The organism is Lacticaseibacillus hulanensis (assembly GCF_004010095.1).
GTDB classification, from domain to species: Bacteria; Bacillota; Bacilli; order Lactobacillales; family Lactobacillaceae; genus Lacticaseibacillus; species Lacticaseibacillus hulanensis.
The window spans coordinates 69,388-94,114 of the sequence record NZ_RRYD01000009.1; the positions used below are offsets into that span (position 1 = coordinate 69,388).

The 24,727-nt window shown below is 52.6% G+C and carries 19 protein-coding genes; 2 read left to right on the forward strand and 17 right to left on the reverse strand.

The annotated features are described in order from the left end of the window. Positions 1–56: 56 nt before the first annotated feature. The 17 genes from rpmI to EKN00_RS03420 form a co-directional block, all read right to left on the reverse strand. Positions 57–257: a 50S ribosomal protein L35 gene (gene rpmI, locus EKN00_RS03340; RefSeq protein ID WP_127848734.1), complete on the reverse strand. Its 201-nt coding sequence runs from the start codon at positions 255–257 to the stop codon at positions 57–59. Positions 258–309: 52 nt separating this feature from the next. Further along, positions 310–816, reverse strand: coding sequence for a translation initiation factor IF-3 (infC, locus tag EKN00_RS03345; protein ID WP_127848754.1), 507 nt, complete (start codon positions 814–816; stop codon positions 310–312). 270 nt (positions 817–1,086) lie between these two features. After that, complete coding sequence (locus EKN00_RS03350) at positions 1,087–1,917, reverse strand: YitT family protein (RefSeq protein ID WP_127848735.1); 831 nt, start codon at positions 1,915–1,917, stop codon at positions 1,087–1,089. Between the two features lie 309 nt (positions 1,918–2,226). Next, a complete protein-coding gene (locus tag EKN00_RS03355) occupies positions 2,227–9,765 on the reverse strand; it encodes a mucin-binding protein (RefSeq protein ID WP_127848736.1) in 7,539 nt (2,512 codons plus the stop codon). Continuing rightward, complete coding sequence (locus tag EKN00_RS03360) at positions 9,714–14,636, reverse strand: KxYKxGKxW signal peptide domain-containing protein (protein ID WP_127848737.1); 4,923 nt, start codon at positions 14,634–14,636, stop codon at positions 9,714–9,716. The genes EKN00_RS03355 and EKN00_RS03360 overlap by 52 nt, the downstream gene beginning before the upstream one ends. 715 nt (positions 14,637–15,351) lie before the next feature. Next, a complete protein-coding gene (gene trmD, locus EKN00_RS03365) occupies positions 15,352–16,137 on the reverse strand; it encodes a tRNA (guanosine(37)-N1)-methyltransferase TrmD (RefSeq protein WP_127848738.1) in 786 nt (261 codons plus the stop codon). Next, positions 16,127–16,651 (reverse strand): ribosome maturation factor RimM, encoded by a 525-nt coding sequence (gene rimM / locus EKN00_RS03370; protein WP_127848739.1) that lies wholly within the window; start codon positions 16,649–16,651, stop codon positions 16,127–16,129. The genes trmD and rimM overlap by 11 nt, the downstream gene beginning before the upstream one ends. A 96-nt stretch (positions 16,652–16,747) precedes the next feature. Then, positions 16,748–17,461, reverse strand: a complete 714-nt coding sequence (locus EKN00_RS03375) for an EAL domain-containing protein (RefSeq protein WP_127848740.1) — start codon at positions 17,459–17,461, stop codon at positions 16,748–16,750. 429 nt (positions 17,462–17,890) lie between these two features. Beyond that, entirely contained in the window at positions 17,891–18,136 is a 246-nt protein-coding gene (locus EKN00_RS03380; RefSeq protein ID WP_127848741.1) for a KH domain-containing protein, read from the reverse strand. Positions 18,137–18,138: 2 nt separating this feature from the next. Next, on the reverse strand, positions 18,139–18,411 hold the full coding sequence (gene rpsP, locus EKN00_RS03385; protein WP_127848742.1) for a 30S ribosomal protein S16: 273 nt from the start codon (positions 18,409–18,411) through the stop codon (positions 18,139–18,141). Between the two features lie 235 nt (positions 18,412–18,646). Continuing rightward, positions 18,647–19,180, reverse strand: a complete 534-nt coding sequence (locus EKN00_RS03390; protein WP_241559455.1) for an Asp23/Gls24 family envelope stress response protein — start codon at positions 19,178–19,180, stop codon at positions 18,647–18,649. Between the two features lie 35 nt (positions 19,181–19,215). Then, positions 19,216–19,611, reverse strand: coding sequence for an Asp23/Gls24 family envelope stress response protein (locus tag EKN00_RS03395; protein ID WP_127848743.1), 396 nt, complete (start codon positions 19,609–19,611; stop codon positions 19,216–19,218). A gap of 1 nt (position 19,612) precedes the next feature. Then, on the reverse strand, positions 19,613–19,810 hold the full coding sequence (locus EKN00_RS03400; RefSeq protein WP_127848744.1) for a hypothetical protein: 198 nt from the start codon (positions 19,808–19,810) through the stop codon (positions 19,613–19,615). Positions 19,811–19,824: 14 nt separating this feature from the next. Continuing rightward, positions 19,825–20,364 carry an alkaline shock response membrane anchor protein AmaP gene (amaP, locus tag EKN00_RS03405; RefSeq protein ID WP_127848745.1) on the reverse strand — a complete coding sequence of 180 codons (540 nt, stop codon included), beginning with the start codon at positions 20,362–20,364 and terminating at the stop codon, positions 19,825–19,827. 93 nt (positions 20,365–20,457) lie between these two features. Further along, complete coding sequence (locus EKN00_RS03410) at positions 20,458–20,598, reverse strand: hypothetical protein (RefSeq protein WP_127848746.1); 141 nt, start codon at positions 20,596–20,598, stop codon at positions 20,458–20,460. Position 20,599: 1 nt separating this feature from the next. After that, complete coding sequence (locus EKN00_RS03415) at positions 20,600–20,854, reverse strand: GlsB/YeaQ/YmgE family stress response membrane protein (RefSeq protein ID WP_127848747.1); 255 nt, start codon at positions 20,852–20,854, stop codon at positions 20,600–20,602. A 389-nt stretch (positions 20,855–21,243) separates the two neighbouring features. Further along, entirely contained in the window at positions 21,244–22,185 is a 942-nt protein-coding gene (locus tag EKN00_RS03420; protein WP_127848748.1) for a magnesium transporter CorA family protein, read from the reverse strand. A 360-nt stretch (positions 22,186–22,545) separates the two neighbouring features. Here EKN00_RS03420 and EKN00_RS03425 point away from each other — a divergent pair, with 360 nt between their 5' ends. Next, positions 22,546–23,010, forward strand: coding sequence for an Hsp20/alpha crystallin family protein (locus tag EKN00_RS03425; protein WP_127848749.1), 465 nt, complete (start codon positions 22,546–22,548; stop codon positions 23,008–23,010). A 298-nt stretch (positions 23,011–23,308) separates the two neighbouring features. Continuing rightward, positions 23,309–24,637, forward strand: coding sequence for a TPM domain-containing protein (locus EKN00_RS10945; protein WP_206611258.1), 1,329 nt, complete (start codon positions 23,309–23,311; stop codon positions 24,635–24,637). The last annotated feature ends 90 nt before the right edge of the window (positions 24,638–24,727 follow it).

Sequence of the window (24,727 nt, forward strand, 5' to 3'; positions counted from 1 at the left end):
CGAGAAAATCTGGAACGAGATGTCGTTCCGAACGTTATAGCAATTGCGCGGGGCAATTACTTCATGTAGGTCAGCATCTGACGGATACGACGTACATCCGTTGCGTGAACTACACCAGACTTGCGAAGCTGACGACGCTGCTTCTTTGTCTTACCGTGGAAACGGTGGGACGTGTATGCGTGGCCGCGCTTGAGCAGGCCGCTAGCGGTCCGCTTGAAACGCTTAGCGGATGCACGGTGAGTCTTGAACTTAGGCATAATGAATTCCTCCTAAAATACTTGTCCCGGGTCTCCGGGGAGTTAGTACTGACTAATTTTCCTTGTCAGCCTTTGGTGCCAGAAGCAAGAACATGCTTCGGCCATCCATCTTTGGCTTGGATTCAACAGTTGCGATGTCTTTAGTAGCATCAGCAAGCTTTTCCAACACCTTTTGACCAATTTCCTTGTGCGTAATTGCACGCCCGCGGAAACGAACAGAAGCCTTAACCTTAGCTCCCTTATTCAGGAACTTAACGGCATTGGTCAACTTGGTCTGGAAGTCGTTTTCTTCAATTACAGGAGAAAGACGGACTTCCTTGATGTTGATGGTTTTCTGTTTCTTACGAGCATCACGCTGCTTTTTCTGCAGTTCGAAACGGTACTTACCGTAATCCATGATGCGGGCGACAGGCGGCTTGGCAGTCGGTGCCACGAGAACAACATCAAGGTTGCTCTGTTCGGCAAGAGCAAGCGCATCGCGCGTGCTCTTCACTCCGAGTTGTTCACCTGATTCACTAATCAAACGAACTTCGCGAGCGCGAATACCATCGTTTACCATCATATCTTTTGCTATGGTTGTTCACCTCCAGATTTAATCCGAGAGAAAGCCAGAAAAAAACGGCTATGTGAGTGTTAACACACTCCCACAACCGTAACTAAATATCCGTACGTTATTAGCCTAGAGGTCGTTAGACTTGGGCGAGAAGTGGGACTTCTGCTTTTTCTCAACTTAAATAGAATATATTACTAATCGGTCGGTGTCAAGTACATTTGCTTTATTTGCAGAAAACTCCGTACAAAACGCCCAACAGCTTCTAGCATACCACGTTTAATTGCTCCCGTGTACCTCAGCAACCTCGCCCGCGATGATTAACGCCTGTGGATCCATGCCGTGGACCACGCGCACAACGTTCTTGTATTCAGATTGTTCGAGCACCACCAGCAGCACGTCATGACCCCAGTTACCCTCGGTGCCAGAAATCAGCACCAGATCGACGCTGCCACCGAACACTTCGCGCAGCCGCCCATGAATCTGCGGCAAGTCGCTGCGACTAATGACGTGCAGCATGCGTTTGCGGTCGAGCCCTGTTTGCATGTAGCTCATTGACAGCTTGGTAATCCCGATGGAAAAGACAGAAAGGATGAATGCTTCCATCCCCGAAACCGGAATATTGAGCAGGCATACTCCGAAATCAACCACGAACAAGCTGGTCGCGGTCTTAATGTTCCAGAAGCGCAGAAAAATCAGTGGCGGCACCGTCGTTCCCCCACTGGACGCATCCACGGCGTAAAGCATGGTAAACCCAACGGCAATGACAACACTCCCAACCATCACGGCGAGCGTCCGGTCCGCGACGATTTTCGTTTCGGGAATCAGCGCCATGATCAGTGGCAACACCAGGCTACCATACAGTATGCGCAGCGTCGTCGCCCGCGGCAGAAGAAAAGACGCGAGGAGAAGCATCACCAGGTTAATGCCGAGCGTGCTGATGAAGACCGGCACGACGGCCATTTCTTGGATGATAATCGCCATCCCCGTTGCCCCACCAGCCGCAACCCCGTGCGGCGCAAAGAACAGGTTGATGGCAACGGCAATGACCGCGAGTGCGGCTGTGATAAATGCGAGTCGTAACGACTGGTGACTGCGAATAGTGTTCATCGGGTACCTCCGTCTGGTATCCAGCTGGTTGTAAGCTGCCTGCTATACTGTAGCTCCTTCTAATTATGTATTACTTACTTATAGTATAAGTATATCATACCAAATTAGTAGAAAGCGACAAAAGGTTGGCAATTGTCGTGAGTTAGCGGCAGTCTCACCGATTGCGACTGCACTTAATATAGAAGGAATCCATTCTCGGTGCGTTGTTACCAGCACCACAACCAGCTATTGCAACACAAAAACAGCGCCACCAACTAGTTACAGTTAGTGGCGCCATTTTCTTATCCTTGATTCACCTAAAAGCGAGACTTACTCTTCATCGCGCTTGCGCTTTTTGGCAAGGCCGAACAGTCCTAGCATCGTGGCAAGGCCGAGGCCCAGCGCACTCAGCAGGCTGTCGTGCTCATTGCCCGTCTGTGGTAGCAGCGTTCTTGCAGAATCGGTCTTGCTGGTTTGATTCTGCTTACCGGTGCTCTTCTTACCGTCATTCGTCTGGTTACCATTATTCGTCTGGCCGCCAAATGTGCTTGGCAGCGTGCCGCCTGGTTGACCACTGGTGTCCGGCAGCGGCAGCTGGTCTGTGTGGTAAACCACTTCGACCTGCAATACGGCGCCCGGTTCCCCGGTTGTCGCTGGCACGGCCACCTGATCCGCCGTCATCCCGGAAATTTCCGGACTGGTGACCTTAGCAAAGCTGCCCTGCTCGGTGGTCCAGTCGCCGTATTCAACGGTGCCCGCCTGGAAGTCGACGGTTGCGGTCCGCGTGAACTTGATGGTCTGCGTAATCGCCTCGGCCAACTGCTCACCATTTTCGTCAACGAACGTAATGGTGCGCGTCGCCACAGTGTTCAGGTCCGCTTCGGTCAGGCCCGCTGAGTAGCGTGGCCCAGTTGGGTTATTCGGGTCGACCAGTTCACCCGGCTGCTTTGGCTGATCCGGCGTGATGGTTGCTGTAGCCTCGTAGTAGTACACCCGCAGCTGCGTTGGTGCTGGCTGTGTTTCCGTCATTGCGGCGACACTTTGCTGGTCAGCAACCATGCCTGCTACTGCTGGGCTAATTACTTCCGCAAAGGTATTGTCACTCATTGGCGTCCACTCGCCGTACTCAACCACGACCGCCTTGCCGTTCTGGTCGAAACTAACATTTGCGGTCCGACCGAACTTAATGGTCTGGACGGAACTTGGTGCCACCGTCTTACCCGTCTTGGCATCCAGGTAGTCAATGGTCCGCGTTACCGTGCGCGTTAGTGAATCCGCATCAACCCCGTCTGGGTATTTCGGCCCTTCAGGATTCTTTGGGTCCACCAATTCGTCCGGCTGCTTTGGCCCACCAGGTGTGACAGTCACCGCACTTTCGTAGTAGTACACATTGAGCGTAACGTCTACTGGGTGGGTTTCTGTCATTGCCTCGACCACCGCTCGGTCTGGGGTCAGGCCCGTGACAGTCGGGCTGGTGACTGCAGCAAACGTGTCACCAGAAATTGGCGTCCACTCGCCATACTGAACTGTTGCCTGCCCGAACGCGTCAAAGCTGATGGTTGCCGTCCGGCCAAAGCTCAGTGTCTGCACGGAGCTTCCAGCAACCTTCTGCCCAGTCTTTGCATCCCGGTAGTTGACGGTCTGGGTCACTTTCCGGTTCAGGTCATTCGTGTCCACTCCGGCTGGGTATTTTGGCCCATCCGGATTTTCAGGGTCGATTGGCGTCCCCGGCTGCTTTGGTCCAGATCCCGGTTCGCCCGGTTCTGGCGTTGACGTCACAACCACTTCACTGCCGTAATAGTAAACCGTGGCGGTGATTGGGGCTGGCGTGGTTTCGGTTAGGGCCGCCACAAACTCGGTTGTCGTCGTCTTTCCAGCAATCTCAGGGGAATCCACTTTGGCAAATGTGCCATCGGTGGTGGTCCACTTCGAGTAACCAGTTACCTTGCCAGCAGCCAGGTCGACCGTGGCAGTGCGGGTGAACTTAATCGTCTGAACGACATCGTCCGCCAACTTCTGTCCCGTCGTTCCGTCCACATAGTGAATGGTCCGCGTTACCGTCCGCGTCAGGTCGTTCACGTCCACACCCTCTGGATATCTAGGTCCAGCTGGGTTGTCTGGGTCAACCGGCGTGTGCGGCTGCTTTGGTCCAACTTCTGGCTTGTCTGGATCCGGCGTGGTTGTGACCGTCACGTCGCTGCCGTAGTAGTAGACTGTGGCAGTGATTGAAACAGGGTTTGTTTCCGTGACTGCTTCCACGGTCTTCGTCGCAGTCGTCTTACCATCAATCGCTGGAGAATCAACTGCGGCAAATGTGCCATCAGTTGTTATCCACTTAGAGTAACTCGTAACCTTGCCGGCTGCGAGGTCGACGGTTGCTGTCCGGGTAAACGTAATTCTCTGAACGACATCGTCCGCCAGCTTCTGGCCTGTTGTCCCGTCCACATAGTGAATGGTCCGCGTTACCGTCCGCGTCAGGTCGTTCACGTCCACACCCTCTGGATATTTAGGCCCAGCTGGGTTATCCGAATCAACTGGTGTCCCTGGCTGTTTTGGTCCGACCTCTGTTGTCCCTGGTTCAGGTGTGGTTGTGACCGTTACGTCGCTGCCGTAGTAGTAAACCGTGGCGGTGATTGAAATTGGATTTGTTTCCGCGACTGCTTCCACGGTCTTCATCGTAGTCGTCTTCCCGTCAATCGCTGGGGAATCCACTTTGGCAAATGTACCATCGGTGGTGGTCCACTTCGAGTAGCCAGTTACCTTGCCGGCAGCCAGGTCGACCGTGGCAGTGCGGGTGAACTTAATCGTCTGAACGACGTCGTCCGCCAGCTTCAGGCCTGTTGTCCCGTCCACATAGTGAATGGTTCTGGTGGCTGTCCGCGTCAGGTCGTTGACATCCACACCCTCTGGATACTTAGGCCCGTCTGGGTTGTCCGGGTCAACCGGCGTGTGCGGCTGCTTTGGTCCAACTTCTGGCTTGTCTGGGTCCGGCGTGGTTGTGACCGTTACGTCGCTGCCGTAGTAGTAAACCGTGGCGGTGATTGAAATCGGATTTGTTTCCGTAACTGCTTCCACGGTCTTCATCGTGGTCGTCTTTCCGTCAATTTCTGGAGAATCAACTGCGGCAAATGTGCCATCGGCCGTGGTCCACTTCGAGTAATTCGTAACCTTTCTCGTTGCCAAATCGACCTTCGCCGTCCGCGTGAAGGAGATTGTCTGAACGACATCGTCCTTCAGCTTCTGGCCTGTTGTCCCGTCCACATAGTGAATGGTTCTGGTGGCTGTTCGCGTCAAGTCGTTCACGTACACACCCTCTGGATACTTTGGTCCATCTGGGTTGTCCGGGTCGACCGGCGTGTGCGGCTGCTTTGGTCCAACTTCTGGCTTGTCTGGATCCGGCGTGGTTGTCACAGTTACATCACTGCCGTAGTAGTAAACCGTGGCGGTGATGGAAATTGGATTTGTTTCCGTGACTGCTTCCACGTTCTTCATCGTGGTCGTCTTTCCGTCAATTTCTGGAGAATCCACTTTGGCAAATGTGCCATCAGCGGTCGTCCACTTCGAGTAACCAGTTACCTTGCCGGCAGCCAGGTCGACCTTCGCTGTCCGAGTGAACGTGATTGTCTGAACGACATCATCCTTCAGCTTCTGGCCTGTTGTCCCGTCCACATAGTGAATGGTCCGCGTTACCGTCCGCGTCAAGTCGTTCACATCCACGCCCTCTGGATACTTAGGTCCAGCTGGGTTGTCCGGGTCGACCGGCGTGTGTGGCTTCTTTGGTCCAACTTCTGGCTTGTCTGGGTCCGGCGTGGTTGTGACCGTTACGTCGCTGCCGTAGTAGTAAACCGTGGCGGTGATTGAAACAGGGTTTGTTTCCGTGACTGCCTCCACGGTCTTGGTCGTAGTCGTCTTCCCGTCAATCGCTGGGGAATCAACCTTGGCAAATGTGCCATCAGTTGTTGTCCACTTCGAATAACCAGTTACCTTACCGGCAGCCAGGTCGACCTTCGCTGTCCGGGTGAACGTAATCGTTTGAACGACATCGTCCGCCAGCTTCTGGCCCGTCACCCCGTCCACATAGTGAATGGTACGCGTGACCGTCCGCGTCAGGTCGTTGACATCCACACCCTCTGGATACTTAGGTCCCTCTGGGTTCTTCGGGTCGACCGGCGTTTTCGGATCTTGTGGTCCCACTTCAGGATTATCAGGATCTGTCTTCGGATTTGGTGTGGTTGTCACAGTTACGTCGCTGCCGTAGTAGTAGACCGTGGCGGTGATGGAAATTGGATTTGTTTCCGTGACTGCCTCCACGGTCTTCATCGTGGTTGTCTTTCCGTCAATTTCTGGAGAATCAACTGCGGCAAATGTGCCATCGGCCGTGGTCCACTTCGAGTAACTCGTAACCTTGCTCGTTGCCAAATCGACCTTCGCCGTCCGCGTGAAGATGATTGTCTGAACGACATCATCCTTCAGCTTCTGCCCCGACGCCGCGTCCACATAGTGAATGGTTCTGGTGGCTGTTCGCGTCAAGTCGTTCACGTCCACACCCTCTGGATACTTTGGTCCATCTGTGTTGTCCGGGTCGACCGGCGTGTGCGGCTGCTTTGGTCCAACTTCTGGCTTATCTGGATCCGGCGTAGTTGTGACCGTTACGTCACTGCCGTAGTAGTAAACCGTGGCGGTGATTGAAACAGGGTTTGTTTCCGTAACTGCTTCCACGGTCTTCATCGCGGTCGTCTTTCCGTCAATCTCGGGGGAATCAACCTTGGCAAATGTGCCATTGGTGGTGGTCCACTTCGAGTAGCCAGTTACCTTGCCGGCAGCCAGGTCGACCATGGCAGTGCGGGTGAACTTAATCGTCTGAACGACGTCGTCCGCCAGCTTATGGCCTGTTGTCCCGTCCACATAGTGAATGGTCCGCGTTACCGTCCGCGTCAGGTCGTTGACATCCACACCCTCTGGATACTTAGGCCCGTCTGGGTTGTCCGGGTCAACCGGCGTGTGCGGCTGCTTTGGTCCAACTTCTGGCTTGTCTGGGTCCGGCGTGGTTGTGACCGTTACGTCGCTGCCGTAGTAGTAAACCGTGGCGGTGATTGAAATCGGATTTGTTTCCGTAACTGCTTCCACGGTCTTCATCGTGGTCGTCTTTCCGTCAATTTCTGGAGAATCAACTGCGGCAAATGTGCCATCGGCCGTGGTCCACTTCGAGTAATTCGTAACCTTGCTCGTTGCCAAATCGACCTTCGCCGTCCGCGTGAAGGAGATTGTCTGAACGACATCGTCCGCCAGCTTCTGGCCTGTTGTCCCGTCCACATAGTGAATAGTTCTGGTTGCTGTCCGCGTCAGGTCATTCACGTCCACGCCTTCTGGATACTTAGGCCCATCTGGGTTATCCGGATCAACTGGTGTCCCTGGCTGTTTTGGTCCGACCTCTGTTGTCCCTGGTTCAGGTGTGGTTGTGACCGTTACGTTGCTTCCGTAGTAGTATACCGTAACCGCAATCGGCAAAGGTTCGCTTTCCGTGAAGGATTCAACTACCTTAGTGGCCGTCATCTTACCGTCAATCTCTGGGGACTGCACTTCGGCAAATGTGCCGTCAGTGGTCGTCCACTTCGAGTACCCAACTATCTTGCCAGCTGCTAGGTCTAACGTTGCCGTCCGGGTGAACACAATCTCCTGGACAACATCTTTAGCGACCTTTTTGTTTGTCGAAGCATCCACGTAACGAATCGTCCGGGTTCCTTTACGCTTAAGGTCTTTAGTGTCCATCCCTTCTGGGTACGTAGGTCCATCCGGGTTCTTTGGATCAACCAAGCTCCCCGGTGTCTTTGGCCCAACTTCAGGTTTTTCAGGATCTGGTGTCGTTGTGACCGTTACGTTGCTTCCGTAGTAGTATACCGTGACCGCAATCGGCAAAGGCTCACTTTCCGTGAAGGATTCAACTACCTTAGTGGCCGTCATCTTACCGTCAATCTCTGGGGACTGCACTTCGGCAAATGTGCCGTCAGTGGTCGTCCACTTCGAATAACTCGTGACCTTACCAGTTGTCAGGTCGACAGTTGCCGTCCGGGTGAAATGAACTTTCTGGACAACATCCCCAGCAACCTTCTTGTTCGTTGCGCCGTCAACATAGCGAATGGTTCGAGTCCCAGTCTGGGTCAAATCATTCGTATCCACCCCAGCTGGATACTTAGGACCAGTTGGATTGTCCTCATCAACTGGCGCGCCAGGTGCTTTTGGCCCAACTTCTCCCGTGCCTGGTTCAGGCGTTGGTGTGACCGTGACCACATTGTCGTAGTAGTAAACCGTGGTCTCAATGGATTCAAGCTGATTTGGCGTGACTTCCGCAACCTTCTTAGTCGTGGTCATCTTGCCATCAATCGTTGGTGACTCGGCTTCTGCGAATTTTTCATCCGTGGCCCAACCAGTGTACTTTACCGCACCATTACTCAGGTTAACGGTCGCCGTCTTCGTAAACTTAACCGTCTGCACCACGTCATCGTGAAGCGGGTCGCCAGTTTTGCCGTCGACATAGTGAATCGTCCGCGTCACTTTTTGGTTCAAATCATCCGTGTCGACGCCCGCCGGATACTTCGGCCCACCAGGATTGTCCTCATCAACTAGATTACCTGGCTGCTTCGGGTCGTCTGGAGTTACCGTGACCTCGTTGTCATAGTAGTAAACCGTGGTTTCAATGGAGTCAGTCTTAGTTGGCGTGACTTCCGCAACCTTCTTAGTCGTGGTCATCTTGCCAGTAATGTCAGGTGACTGCGCTTCTGCGAATTTTTCATCCGTAGCCCAGTCGGTGTACGTTACTGCGCCATTGCTCAGGTCAACCGTCGCCGTCCGCGTGAACTTAACCGTCTGCACCACATCATCGCGGAGCTTAGCATCCGTCTTGCCGTCGACATAGTGAATCGTCCGCGTCACGTTTTGATTCAAATCATCCGTGTCAACGCCTGCTGGATACTTCGGCCCACCAGGATTGTCCTCATCAACTGGAACACCTGGCTGCTTCGGATCTTCCGGTGTGACCGTGACCTGCTGGTTGTAGTACGTCACCGTCTGGTCGGTTCCGTCGACGATTTTAGCCTTGTCAGCATCCGCAACCGCGGCCGCAACAGTCTGCGCGCCTACCGTAGCGTGATCAACAACGTAACCACCCACCGCGGGTGAATCTTGTGCACCAAATTCTGGTTTATCCGGCGTCCAGTCGGCAAAAGTAACCACTGGCTTACCGTCGACCAATTTCACCGTGCCACTAGTTGTGTAAGTGACTTCTTGGTGAACTGGGCTCGGTGCGTCCACCTTGCCATCCGCAACCACGTACGTGATGTCCCGGCTGATGGTCTTGCTCAAACTGCTTGACTTGATGACGTAAACCGTCGCGTCATCGGTGTCGTCTGCGGTCAGCGTCCCCGTGTAGGTAGCCGTCTTATCCGCAACCTTGAAGCGCACCGCATCAGGCTGAGTGCCGAGTAGTGTGTAATCATCCGGAATGGCCAGCGTGTTGTTCGTTGCCGGAACGGTCGCCAGCTTGCCGGTCATGGTCTTAGTCGCAATCTCCGCACCGGTTTCCGCGTCGACAAGGTTGAGCTTCACCGTCAAGTCTTCGCGTGCGCCGTATACCATTTTTGCGTTAACGGTTTGGTTGTAGTTGTTATCTGCAGACAGGTCGACTGCAGCCCCACTCACCGTGCCATTGTTGTCGGCCTTGAATCCAGCCAGCCAGTTGGTGGCACTCTTACTCGTTGTGCCATCGGAGAACTCACTGGCGGCAGTAATGGTCGCCGGCACAACGGTGTAGCCCGCACCACTCAGGTCAGTGCCGCAACGTCGGCAAAGTCGGTCTTGCTGCTTGGCGTCCATTCGCCAAAGTCAACCGCCAGCCCCGTCGCCGCATCAATGGTTACCTGCCGTTCGAAGTCAAAGCTCTGACTACCCTTGGCCGCATCAACCAGCTTAGCGTTGGCCTTGTTTGCCGCGTCGACCGCAGTATTGTCCACCGCCACGTTCAGCGTCAGCGTCTTGTGCGTTTCGTCGTAACCAGGCTGACCTTTATCTGGCACAGCTGGTGTCTGGGTCTTGTGCAGCACGTTCACAGTCACGGTGCTGGTCAGGTTATCTGGATCGGTGAAGTCATAATTTTCACCGGCCGCCTTCTGTATCTGATATTTGCTAGCCAGGTTCTGCAAGCTAGCAGAGTACGCACCTTTCTCGCCAAAGTTCTTGGCTATCGTAGTGTCGAGGGTATCAATTTCCGCCTTGGTTGCATCCGTTGCGTGCGGGTCAACATCGACATAATTCACAATCAGCTCTGCCTTTTTGCGTTCAAGGTAGATTGTCTGATTGTCGCTGTCATCGGCCGCCATCGTAATGCCGATTTTACCGTCCTTAATGGTTGGGTTTGTCGCATCGGCATCCAGTTGGTAGCCATCCGGCAGCGCAACGGTGTAGTCCTTCACCTCGTTCGTGTTGCCCTTGACGCTATCCACCTTGAGTGGCTTTGTTTGGCCATCTTCCTTGTATGTGACCGTGGCCGTTTGCTCGAGTGGGACGTAGGTGAACTTTGCGGTCCACGTGGTCTTTAATTTGAGTGGGTCCGTTTCTTTATCGAGGCTTTCGCGAATGTAAGTCCACAGAACGTGAGACCCATCGCGCCCGCCCAGCGTTTCAGAAATTGATCCGGTAAAGGTATCTCCGGTTTTGGAAACGAAATCTAAAATAGAATCGTTAGGATTGTATCCCTCATACGGCACAATCTTGAATCCCGTTATCGCGGCAAAATCCTCGCCAAACCAGTTAAACTGGTACTCTAACGGGTGATCTTCAGTGGGTATTTCCTCATCGTGATCATTTTGCCAGTGGCCGTACCTCTTAGCGCCTGTCGCCATATCGGTAGTAAAAGAGCGCATGTACGTGAACTTTTCACTCTGGTCGTGGAAAGAACGCCGAATCTTGTAGTCCGGATTTTTGTCGATTGCCTCACCTTCTGCAATCTGTTGCTCATTGAGTGCACTCTTATCCAGTAGGACGGTGATGGTCGCCACCATGTGCGTCAACGCGTAGTCGGAATCCGCTTTATCCGTTGGCGCCGTCTTCGTGACAAGCTTGTGCAGCAAGTTCACCGTGACACTTGCCTGCTTCGTGTTTGCATCAGTGAAATCGTAATCGAGGCTGGAACTTGCGATGTTAACCGAGAACTTATTAGCAAGCTTCTCACTCAAAGTTGGCACAAATGGCCCCTTGTCACCCACCGCCATCTCGACAGTGCCACTCAGTTGGGCCACTTCCGCTTTGGTCGCGGGTGTGGCGGCCGGATCTATATCAACGTAAGTCACCTGCAAGGTTCTAACTGCCTTCTTGACGTTGATAGTGACATCGTCCGTGGTGTCAGCAGTAATCGTAATCTTGATTTTGCCATCGGTAATCGTTGGGTTTGAAACACCATCGCCAGTTGCTAACTCGTAACCATCTGGCATTGCCAGCGTGTAGTCAACGCTTGTATTGATTTGACCGGAAGCTTGACCCGCACTATTCGCGACTTCCTTACCGGTTGCAGTATCAACGTACTTCACGGTGGCCGTCAACGTTTTCGGCGCATATGCGTAGGTTGTCGTCCAAACGGTGTCGGTGTCCTCTGGTTCGTTTTTGACGTGGTTCCACAAAGTCGTGGCGTTGTCGGTACCACCACCCATGACGCCCTCGAACGTTTCCTTGTCAGATTTGAAGGTCACCTTGGAACTGGCAGCAATCATTTTCCCATCGTTCGGATTAATGTCATAACCGATTACCGGGACGAAGGTCGCCGAATCCCAATCGAAACTCGTAAACGGGTCTTCATCATGGTCTTGCGTCCACACGCCGTACGTTGTTTTGCCCGTCGCCATGTCGGTACTTATGTTGCGCTTGTAGGTGTAAACTTCCTGGGCATCCCCGAACATATTGTCCGCAATCTTCCCGGTGTCACCCGTTGCCTTCGCCGCGTCCGCAATCTTCTGGGCGGCTGCCTTTTCGCTATCTGTTAGCTTGCTTGTATCAAGAAGCACTTTCACAGTAGCAGTCTTGTGCGTTACATCGTAGTTTGGATCTGCTTCATCTGATGGTGCCTCGGTTGTAACAATTTTGTGCTTGAGCAGCACGCTCACAGTAGCGGTGTCAGTACTGGAGAAATCGTAGTCCAAGCGACTCTGCTGGCTATCGGGTGCTAGCTCGTATTTCTTCGCCAAATCACCCGTGAGCGTCGCCTGGTAGTGGCCCTGATCCCCTTGGTGGAAAGTTGTGGTATCCGTCGCCGCGAGGGTGGTCAATTCCTTGTTGCCGTCATCGGCGTCCAAGTACTTAATGTTCAGCGTGGCAGCCTGGTTGGCATAGTTAACCGTCCGCGTCACCGTAATGCCCGCTTTGAGCTGGTCTGCCGTGAGATTTGCGAGCATGTCACTGGTAATTGTGACTACCTTGTTCGCGTCGGCGCCGGTTAAATCGGCCTGCCCCGGAACCTTGGTGCTGGTCACCGTGGCGTCGTGGTTCGCCGGCTTTTTGGCGTCAATCTGTTCCTGGGTGAGGGCGTCGATAGTGGTACCGGTTGTTTTCGGCGCAGTTTCAGCCGCCTTAGCCGCTGCCTCGTCCGTTGTCCATGGGGTGTACGATACCGACTTGTCGGCAGCGGTGATTTTTGCCCGATAAAGGGTAACTGGGCTGCCGATTGTTTCGGTAACTGGATCTTGCCCGTCTGTTGTGTAGGTGACCTGCTGCGAAACGGTGGTGGTTTCTTGGGTCACAACACGTTTGGCCAACTTAACCGTGTATTCGGCCGCCATTCCTTTCACAAATTTTGTGTTCATCAAGGATGACGTTGAGTCCTCGATAGGTGTGTAACCATCGAAAGCCTCTTTCTTTTCGGCATCATTAATCCAGTCGGTCGTGTTTTTGAAGCTAATTGGGTCACCTTCAATACCAACAATCGTTTGCGGTAAGCCAATCGCATCACCGGTGTCAGCATCCACGTAATTGATGTGCACTGCCACTTCGGTGGGACCAGCAAGCCGTTCCACATACGTCATGGTAACCTTGTCGCCTGTAGCAAAGTTCGCAATTAAGCCCGTCTGGTAGTTGAAGGAGGAGTCGGGTGTGGTCGGCCAAACCGGGCTGCCTTCGGAAACACCATCAAGAGCGGTAGTTGCTCCCACCGCGTTTCTTCCAACAAGCGCCACGCCAAACAATAGATAGTCACCCTTGCCAATCAGATTGTTACCAAGACTGTAATTAGCGCCGCTGTATTCGTCAGAACCAACAACACCATGGGCAGTAGCGTAGGCGTACGTGCCCTCACCAGGATCTAGGTACAGAGTAATTGCGCTAGGATTATCAGTCTTGCCATACTTATCGCTGGTAATGTACGCACCGCCCTTACCATCACCATGGATAGTCACTTCGTCTCCCGCCACCCCCCTAATCGTGCCGCCCGTAATCGCGGTATCGAGGTGGGAACCAAGTACGATATTCTTTTTGGCATCCCCAGTATTAAGGAATGTAACTGTGTGTTTAATTTCGCCGGCTGTTGTCAACTCAACTTGATCAGCAACCCAAATTCCATCGTCCGTTTTGAAGACCTTCGCCATTTTTGTAGGCTTTTCGTCTTTACCGACTTTGTTAGTATAGATTGTGGCTGTCGATGACTTCAGGATTTTTGCAGAATTAACCAAGGCACCGGCCGCGGCCGCGGTTTCCCCTGGCTTTGAACCATCGCTGACGTAGGGAACACCCGCTGCTTCTTTGTCCGTCATCATGTAGAACACAGACGTCTTAGTGCTACCACCACTGAACGCATACGTATATTTCTTACCATCAATTGTCACGGTTGCTCCGTAAAGTCCGGACGCAATCGCGTCAGCTTCCGGAACGGCCTTCAATACAACATCTTTGCCATTGGTCGTCTTAATACTGATTGACGCATTAAAATCACTCTCGGCCCAATCCGTAGCTGGAAACAGCGAATTCAGATCGGTCATCGTCGTCGATTCTGGCGTTGTCGTCTGATCATTTTTGGCCGATTTTGTGGTTGGTGAACCTTTGCGCGTCGCATCATCACTGTCGGAATCAGCAGGTGCCAGCTGCGCATCCTGCTTATCACTAGTTTTGTCCGCAGCAGCTGCATCAGCAGTCGCATTCTCCTCGGTCGTGGTCTCTGGAGCAGTCTTGGCCAACGCGTTCTCGGCAGCCGCCTTAGTTTCATCTTCTACTTGCGGTGCAGCGGCGGCCGAACTAGTGTCAGCTGCTATTGATTCATGCAGATTCGTAGTCGTTTCCGCAGTTGCCGCTTTGTCAGCTTCCTCAACATCATTTGTCTTATCACTATCAGCGGCAACGTCCGCGCTCGCCGTCGCCTCAGTCGGTGTCATTGCGCTCAAATCCTGTCCCGCCTGCGCCAGATCTTTGTCAGAGTCTGCCGTTGGTGTGACCGGTTGTGCTGCATCTTCACTGGCGGTATCAGTTTTCACACTGGACTGTAGTGGAACCACCTTGTCCGTGTTAACCGCAACCCCAGTTTGCGCGGTGTCGACATCACTTGTCTCAGCATCGGTGCTGGCAAAAACTTTGTTGTTGCCGCCCAGGAATGCCGTTCCCATTCCGATGAACATGATGCCCGCAACGACCCATTGCTTCCCCGACTTGTACATTTTGTACCGACGCTTGAGCTCTGAAGTTGCGTGCAATTTGTGGCGTTGTTTCTTATCCATATTAGCGCCTCCCAAATAATGAATGCATTTTTTAAATAACCATTACACCTATATATTAAGGGGTAATACCCAATGGAAATATTCAAAAGTTGAAAAGTAATTTAATATTTTTGAACGTTAAGGTTAGTCCTATATAATCGTTATTATAATTTGGAAGGTTACCTACTTGTTATGGGTTTAAATCCTAAAACGGACCAATTATTTGTTGCTTTTTTGCCACTTTTCACCGGGAAAAGTCCCGATTAGCCCCATTTGTCGACGGTTAAAACGAATGCAGCAAGGTTACTAAGTTATTGTTTACTGTTCCATTAGATTTTACATCGGACTCAATTTTGATTAATCCCCGTTAAATTGCGCCGATTCAGGCCAATTACATGGATTTTTTTATATTTACTGGCCGCCAACTTGGGACCTTGAATGACCACCTTTATGCACTTTTGCTCTAACTATCCAGGTGATAAATTTAGCTTAAAGTAACGTTTTACGTATCATAATTTTCCTCGCTCTCAGCATTTATACTGACCAACACTCCCCTTCGACTAGCGCCTGTGACCACAATAATTCCCCGCCAAATCAGCATTCGGAACGATACATGGCCTTACCCAAGACCAAGTACCCCGCCACCAACTTGAATAAAAAATAGAGTTGACCGTCACGCCAATGCGCTTACGACCAACTCTATCGACCAAAAAATCCGCGCAATGGCGGATTTTGGTTAATCATCATTTTTCTTTGCTTGGAGCCTTGCCTCGGCAACCTTGGCGTTTTCTTCACCAATCACTTCGCGCAGCAGCTTCTTGCCTAACTTGTCCAGCTCAACGTGTTCAAGCAAGTCTGGCCGGCGCAGGTAGGTGCGGCGCAGGCTTTCCTTCAGCCGCCATTCATTAATCAGCTTATGGTTCCCGTTTTGGAGCACGAACGGCACGTCCATGCCGCGGTAACTCGCCGGGCGCGTATACTGGGGGTATTCCAGTAGCCCGTTTTGAAAGCTGTCCGTCTCGGGTGATTCGGAGTTGCCCAGCACCCCCGGCAGCAGCCGCGCCGTGGCGTCAATCATCGCCATCGACGCTATTTCGCCACCGGTCAAAACAAAATCACCAAGCGAAAATTCGTCGGTCACCAGTGTGCGAATCCGTTCGTCATAGCCTTCGTAATGGCCACAGATGAACACAAGGTGCTCCTCGTGGGCCAGCTCATCAGCCGCGGCCTGGTCGAACTTGCGCCCGGCCGGGTCGAGCAGAATCACCCGCTTGTGCGCCTGGGTCTCCGGATTTTTGGCGTTAATATCATCCATCGCCTCAAATAGTGGCTCGGGCTTCAGCAGCATCCCCGCCCCGCCACCATACGGCGTGTCGTCCACGTGCTGGTGCCGGTCATGGGTGTACTGGCGAAAGTCGATTAGGTTCAGATCCAGCAGTCCGTCCTCCGTGGCCTTGCCAATGAGGGATTGCTGCAGGGGGGCAAACATATCAGGAAACAGCGTTAATACATCAATCTTCATCTGGATCCAGCCCTTCAGGAATATCCACGACGGCAGTCTTGTCGGCAACATTCACCGTCAGCACAACACTCTTGATGAATGGCAAAAGCAGGTCGTGCTTGCCGCGACGCTTAACCACCCACACGTCGTTCGGCCCAAGTTCCATGATGTCCTTCACCTGACCGACTTCGGTGCCATCGGTCGTCTTGATGGTCATGCCGATGATGTCCTTGTAGAAGAACTCGTCCTCTTGCAGCGGTACCTGCTCAGTTGTTGCTGCATCCACCGCCAGCTCGAAGCCCTTGAATGGGAGCACGTCGTTGATGTTGCCGAAGCCTTCAAACGTGAGGAGCGTGAAGTCCTTGTGCTTGCGGCTACTTGCGACCGTCACCGTCTTCACCGGGTTAGTGAGCACAAAGAGCTGTGCCCCCTTCTTGAAGCGTGCTTCTGGAAAGTCCGTTGCGGCAATCACCCGGACCTCACCGCGAATACCGTGTGTGTTTACTATTTTGCCAACGCGAAAATATTCAGGCAAAGTCAATTCCTCCGTAGTCTACATATTCAATGAATCAATTATACCGAAAAAAAGGTGGGAAGCGAAATTTTTCGCTTCCCACCAGGAATAATTGCTTTAACCCACGTTTTGCCCCAGGGTTGAATAACTGAAATCCCCCGGAACCGGTAGCGCGTGGGGCGTACCGTAATAGTAACCTTGAACAATATCGGGGCGGAACTGATCAATTAAGCTGACGTCACCCGAGGTCTCGACCCCTTCCAGAGCCAGCACCTTGCCCGTCGTGTGCGCCTTGCTCTTCCAGGCAGCGACCTGCTGCCCGATTTCAGCGTAGGTAAGCACATCGCGGACGTTTTGCAGCGCGTACTTGTACTCATCCACGAACGGATTGAGCAAATCCACCAGCTCGAGTTGGTTAAAACCGGTGCCCACATCATCCAGGCACACTGAAATGCCCAAATCGGCGAACCCGCGCGCCGCGTTCCTTAGCTCTTCGGGCAGCACCGCAGCGTAACCCTGACCGAGCCGCTCTGTCAATTCAACCACAACTCGCTGTTTGAATAGCCGCTGAACGTTCGGGAGCAGCACCCGGTATTCGGGATCGACGAACTGACGCTGGTCCAGGTTGAAAGATACAATATCCAAATCCATCGGCAACGAATCAATTGTTTCCACCAGCAAGCTCGTCACCTGATGCGCAGACATCTTGCTGAAGTCCTCGGGCAGTCGCCACTTGCCGTCAAGTCCGCTGCGCTCGCGTAAGAATAATTCATAGCCCATGATGCGGCCAGTTTTTGGTTCGAATTTCTGTTGTCCCCAGAATCTAATCATAGTATACGCCCCTCGCCATGGAGGTCACTTCGGTTGTTAACCATGTGCCCCACTTTTCTCGATGTGAAAAGGTTACCATGTAATTTTCAAAATTGGTACCACGGGTTGAAACAATAACGTAATGCGCAGTTATTTTGTCCCAGGCTTTTACGTCACAAAAGGAATATTATGCTGGTACATAAGTTTTATATGTCAGGTATTTAACTAAACCGCTTTACATTAAAAAACCGTAACAAAGGCTTTCAATAACGTGCAAGAATTCGGATTCAAGTCGAAACCCACTGATATTAGTTTATTCTAATAAAACAAAATAACCCCGTCTTAGATTGCATGGTCAGCTGTCGCAGCTATTTGAGGCAACCATTACTTCTGCCTAGCCAAAAATGACCACAAAAAAAGCCCCCACCTAAGTGAGGACTACCATTCGGTTTAATTCTTGACGATGTTGAGCCGCACACGCTTGGTGTATGGTGACTTAACCCCATAAACAACGGCGCATAAGGCTTGTGCTACACGACCCTGATGTCCGATAACGATTCCGATATCATCGGGATCCACGGACAGGTCGAACACCTGGTACTCAGCAGTTTCGTGCTGGGTAACGGTCACCGCCTCCGGATGGTCGACGAGTGGCCGCACCAACGTTTCAACAAGTGGTACGATCGCAACCGTCATGATTACTTACTGTAACGAGCTTCGTGGTACTTCTGCATGATGCCTTCGTTAGAGAGCAAGGTCCGAACGGTGTCGGATGGCTGTGCGCCCTTTTGAAGCCATGCAAGCGTTGCTTCGTCATCCAGCTTTACGGTAGCTGGGTCGGTAAGTGGTGAGTAGTAGCCGAGCTGTTCGATGAACCGGCCGTCACGAGGTGAACGGCTGTCAGCAACAACAACGCGGTAGAATGGGTTCTTCTTGGAACCCATACGCTTCAAGCGAATCTTAACTGCCATGTGTAAATAGCCTCCTATAATTCTTAACTTGTATAGAATACCAGAAGCCAGATAGAGTGTAAAGTGTTTTTTCTTTACAGCCGCAAATTCTTCCGCAAAAGGTGCCAAATTTGGCCAACTTGCAGTGCATTCGGCCCCCGATGCGCGGTATTGGCTGAATATCCCTAATTAAGCAGTTGTTGAAAACGCAAAGGTCCAGACACCCCCAATCGGATGTCTGGCCCGCCTGCTGCAGTTAAGCTGGCTGCAAGTCAGAATCTGGCTTGTCCGCCTGATCCTTGTTTTCGCTCTTCTTCGCCTCGGCCGCCTGCATCTCTTCCTCGGTGACCATGTCCTTAACCGTCATTTCAATAGAAGAAACGGTCAAGCCCGTCATATCCTTGACGTGCTTGCAGATTGCATCCGTCACCTGATCAAAAATTTCCGGTGCGGATTCGCCGTACTTCAAGGTCACGTCCAGCTTCACTGAAACCGTCTCGTCATCGTCAACTTCGACAGCCACGCCCTTGGTTGGGTCGTCGTTCTTGCGAAACTTGTCGGCAACGTTAGCAATGAGGCCGCCCTCAAGTGCATAGACCCCGTCGATTTCCGCGCTGGTCAGCCCCACAATCTTCGCCACCACATTGTCGTCAAAGCTGAGCTTCTTTTCGATGTCTTCCTTGTGGTCAGTGGTTTCGGGCTTGCCGGTCACTTCCGGGTGCCCCGTCAGATCTGGCTTGATGTTGTCGTGTTGCATGCCTAAATTGCTCATTTCTTCATTATTAACCATTCATTCATCCTCCTATCTAGTCACTTCTCTAAACGCTAATTGCTGACCGCGCGCCACTCACGCGTGGTGAGCACGTCCTGGATGTGGACGTTCAGCTCAACCAGGTGCAAGCCCGTCATTTGCCGGACCGCCTTACTAATGCGATCGCAGAGTTCATCGAACACGTCTTGGGCATTCGCATCGAAGGCCAAAATCAGGTTCATGTCGATTGCCACCTGCTTTTCACCAACTTCAGCGTTAATCCCCTTCATCGTGCGCTCGTCCTTGCCGAGGCTTTCGGCAATGCTATCGATGACATTGCCATCCATGCCCAAAATGCCGTCGACTTCCGCCGCACAAATCCGGGCAATCTTGGCCAAGACTTGATCTGAAAACGTCAATTGACTGCTTGCGCGCAGTTGCGCCACGTCATTACCTACTAATGTCTGCATCTCATTCACCCCGCGTGATTACTTTCTTCCCCGACCGGAGCCACTGCCACAAGCTTTCCTTGTTTGGCAGCAGCCATTTTTCCAGCAGAAAACCGGCAGAGGCGAGCAGAATGATGAAGACTAGGCCCCAAAAGCCCCACTGGAGAATCGCCGCAGCAAGCAGACCGCCGGCGATTGCGCCCATCATGCCTAACCTCATTACGGTTACCTCCTTTATACGACCCGCGCGACAGACTTATCCATCTGCTTTTGCGGGATGATTTTAACCATTACCTGGGCAACATCAACGCCAAGCAACTCGCGAAGATGCGTTTTGACCGTCGCTTCGATGGCCTTGCCCACATCAAGAGCCGCCGCGCTTGTTGTCAGCGCGGTTGTGACCTCGGCGCGCGCTACCTGCTTCTTGTGCATTTTCACATCCACGTCCACACTCCGCACCGGATATTCCGCAGCGACAGCCTTGGCCACGCTGCTTTCGATTGCTCGCCGGGAAAGTTTAATACTCCCCCGGTCGTGCTTAATCACCAGTTGATCAGTTGTCGTGCGCCGCAGCACCGCGATTAGCAAAAGCACCAGGAAGGTCGCAAAAACAACCGCGGTCATGCCGAGCAGAATCCAGCGTGTGATCACCCAGTAATTATCGAGCCAGGTGTCAATTGGCACCACCGGCCACACGTACGCCGCAACCAGCAGCGCCTGGAGCAACCCGATAACGGCAACTAACCCCAACCCGAACTTAACTACACTGCGCATCTAACCTCACCTTCTTTGAGCGACAGGAGGTAACTCCTCCCGCCGCTAGTCAAAATAAGGGGCGCGCTTTTCAACGTTACCCCCATTAAAGTTCTAACCATGTAGTTTCTTTTGCAGTTTGTCACCGACACCATCAATGCCACGTGCTGCCATCACAGTTCCTGCGACGAGCGCACCACCGACCACTAAGGTGCTGACAACCATGAATTTGAAAATTGACTTAATTGCATCCATTTTAGTCCACCGCCCTTGAGCGTCCGGTGAAGAACGACACAATTGCTACTAAAATAACTGCCCCGATAATCGACGGAATGATTGCCATCCCGGCCAGTTGCGGTCCCCAAGAGCCGAAAATTGCTTGACCAATGGCGGAACCGACTAAACCTGCAACAATGTTTGCAATCCATCCCATCGATTGGCCCTTACTGGTAATCGCCCCAGCGATTGCACCAATAATTGCCCCAACAATGATTGACCATAAAATGTGCATGTTAGTTCCTCCTTTTGTGAAATTGACAAAATCCAAGCGTACAAGATCCCGACGGGCGCCCGAGCCACCATATCAGTATTCATCAAGGTTGAGCTCCGGGCCGGGAAACCGCCACTTGCGGCGCAACAAGTGGTGCGGTGGGCCACCATTTATAAATATATTGATGGCGTTTTCCCTACATTTAGCGTAGCATGTTGCCTTGCTCAGTTGCAAACGTTTACTAAAAAAATAATCGTGTCCTTTAGATATTTTTAATTGCTGATTATTAATCCATCTATAGTGGTCGGCACACGTTATTGAATAGCTGCCAGTCTATGCGCTAAATAACCAGCCACGGTTGTTGCAGGTGCACGCAAATGGCCGCACGCACTGCTGCGAGTCGCCAACAATCAGTCATTAAAATCGCGCGTGGCCAGATGGATACCGGTCAGAATGGCAAGAATCACCATGGCGATCATGACGAGTGTAAAGCCAATCCCGGAACCCTTACCCGGCAGTCCGCCAACGTTCATTCCCCAAATCCCCGAAATGAGTGCCGGCACGGAAATCACCAGTCCGGCCGAATCCAGGTACTTCATCAGGTGGTTTAGGTTATTGTCCATCATGTCGGTGAACAGGCCGCCGATGGTTTCGAGCAAATCACGGTAGATGCGCACCAGCTTTTCGATGTGGTGTTGCCGCAGCTGGATATCCTGGACAAAGCGCGGGTCATCGATTTCCGCCGCCAAATCGGACTCGGCCCACAACCTTTTCAGGGTTAAATGTTGATCTTGCAGGCTGTGATCGAGGTACACCATGAGGCGCTCCGTATCCGCCAGCCGGAACAGCTCCTTGTTCTTCGTCGTTTTGCGCGCGGCCTCATCGAGTTCATCAATCACCTTCTTCACGCGATTGAGCTCCAGCATGAAGTGCGTGGACACGCGGTAAATAGCACAACCAAGAAAGTGGGCCTGCGTGGTTAGCTGCTCGTTGTATTCGTCAATTAGATTATCCACAAAACTCGACCCCACATTGAGGTGGACAATTAAATGCTCCTTGGCCCGAATCATCGTCAGCGGCTCCAGGCGTTCCTCAATTGCCGCCTCGATGTTCGCCGAAATGTCCATGAGCACCAGCACCTTGGCATCAGTCAGCTTGGTCCCCAGGAGTTCCTCGTAGCGCGTCACCTCTTCCGCCTCGTCCCCGGCCTGAAAAATGTTGCGGGGCAGCCGGTAATCGTCAATGGTCTGCTTGACCTCCGCCTTGTCGTCATTGGTCAATACTAGTAGGTCAAAATCTCCGTTTGGGCTCACCTGTAGCCCCTGCTTGGTAATTTTGTATTTAGTGGCCATAATCTTGTCCCCCGTCATTTAATCGCTGCAATCATCTCCTACTTTTAGTATATCTGGTCGCGATATCACGCCGCCGCTGCCGCAAAACTTAATAGCGGCAACTTATAAATTTCTTAATAAATAAATTACGCCAGTACTAGTCACTACGCCAAAATGTCGCGAAAACACGCCGCCCACAAACCGGTCTACATCAGGCCTTGGCGCATTTTCCATTTAGAAACCCCGCCGCAGCAACAAATTTTGCGATTTTTTAGCACTCGCTTGACTCGAGTGCTAAAAGGAGGTATATTATAGACGTAGCGAGGAACGAAAGAGATTCGTTCCCCACCGAAAACACTTTTACGAAGGGAAGAATCAGTTATGGCTAACAACATGATTACACGGCGGAACGATTGGGCAGAGGATCCATTCTTTAGCGAATTGGGTCGGCGTTTCTTCGGTCCAGCACTGAGCTGGTTCGATGACTCCGATTCCGGTATTGACGCAACTGCGATGAACGGTCTGCCAACCGACGTAAAGGAATCCAAGGATAATTACACCATCACGGTTGATGTGCCTGGCGTCGACAAGAAAGACATCAAGCTCAGTTACAAGGACCAGGTACTCACCATCAACGTCAAGAAGGAAGAAATCAGCGACCACACCGACAAGGATGGCAACGTCCTGATGTCCGAGCGTACTTCCGGCGCATCCAGTCGCGCATACCGTCTGCCTGATGTTAACGAAAAGGACATTAAGGCAAGTTGCGACAATGGTGTCCTGACAATCACCCTGCCAAAGCAGACAGAGACCATCTCTGACAACCACGAAATTAGCATTGACTAAACACTAGGTTACTGAAGGCCCGCGCGGGAAACCGTGCGGGCCTTTTGCGTCGAACCGGCGATCAAATGCCCTCACCAAGGGTCTAGGAATGGGTGACTTAAACTCAGTGCCAGCTCCTCAGCGACCAGTTTGCCGTGAATGCTGCCCGCCCTTTTCGGCACCAAAATTATCGACGCGATTACCCAAAAATCGGCCCAAAGTCGCATGCTCCGCCTAGTCACGGGACCCATAATGAGTTTAAATAGAGGTGGAAAGCGATTTCTGGAGGAGTCGCCGTTACTTCTGGGAGGTATTGGTAATGAAGAAGAAGGTCCAGCTGGCGGTTTGGGTTAGCGCGCTGCTATTCATACTGGCGTTGGTGTTTGCACCCCTACAATCTGCAAGTGCAAAGGAAAACAAATGGGTTAATGACCACGCCAACATTCTGTCTAGCAAGACGATGCGCCAAATTTACAATCTGAGCGAAACCAAATGGGCAAAATTACCTGGGCACCCGCGTCTCGTCGTCGAAACTTACGATGGCCTGCCCGATGATGAGGACGTCGACGAGTTCAAGGCGGAGCGGTTTGAAAAGCTGGGCATTGGTGATGCCGACTGGGACAACGGGATGTACTTCGTGATTGGCATCAACAAGCGCGTCTATGGCCTCGAAACCGGGTACGGCCTCGAAAGTGCGGTCCCAGATGGCGACAAGTCCAAAATTGTGAGTGGTGCGGTCAAAAAGCAACTGCGCGCCGAAAAGTACGACGCGGCCGTTAGCCAGATTGTGACCAACATCGATCACGAGCTAACCCGGAACAAATCGGCCATCATGACGCCCGACAACATCGCGGAAAAACGCGCGGAGGAAAAACGGCACAACCAAATCACCATGACAATCTTGCTGATTATCGCCTCTGTGCTCATCATTTGGCTTGTTTGGCTCTGCTTACGCACCATCTTCAGGAACAAGCGGCTGGATAAGGCCCGCGCGGACATCAGCCACTACACGACCGACATGCCATTGTTCAACAGCCTGCAGCCATCGCAACAAAAGCTGTTCCTGGACACGCTCAGTGCACCGTGGTTTGGCAAATTCGAAGTGCGCACGATATTACACAAGGAATTTGCGGCGTACATCCGGGACAATTTTGCCCGGCTAATGCTCAAGCCGCGTGTGCAAACCGACTACCCCTTCTACGTCTACGAGGCGGTCAAGATTCAGTTCAAGGATGACCGGATCAACCAGGCAACCAACCTGTCTGACCTGGCACGTCAGCTGAATCAGAAAGCAGACAAAAAGTTCACCCCATTTGTCCAGTACCAGGCTGCCTTTGAAAAATGGGCTAGTTCAACCAAGGTCACACCACGGCACCAGCAGCTTGTCTGGGCCGAATTCACGAAGCACACAAAGCCGAAAGACGCCAAGAAGTTGACACCCGAGAACTTGGTCAAGACGTTCAAGGCCATCCTGCACAACATTCAGCACCCCAAGGAACGGGTCACCATCGATGCCGGCTTACCACTGTGGGTCGGCGCCAACTACTCCGGTGGAAGCAGCACAACCGGCGGGTCGAGCAGTTTCGGTTCCGGCGGTGGTTTCGGCGGCGGTGCATCCGGCGGCGGCGGCTTCTCTGGGGGCTGGTAACCCAAAACCAGTGGGGGGCTCCGCGCTCCGGGGTTTGGCCTCCGGGTCCGGGCTGGGCCTCGGGTGTGCTTCGCCGTGGTCGCTGTGGCG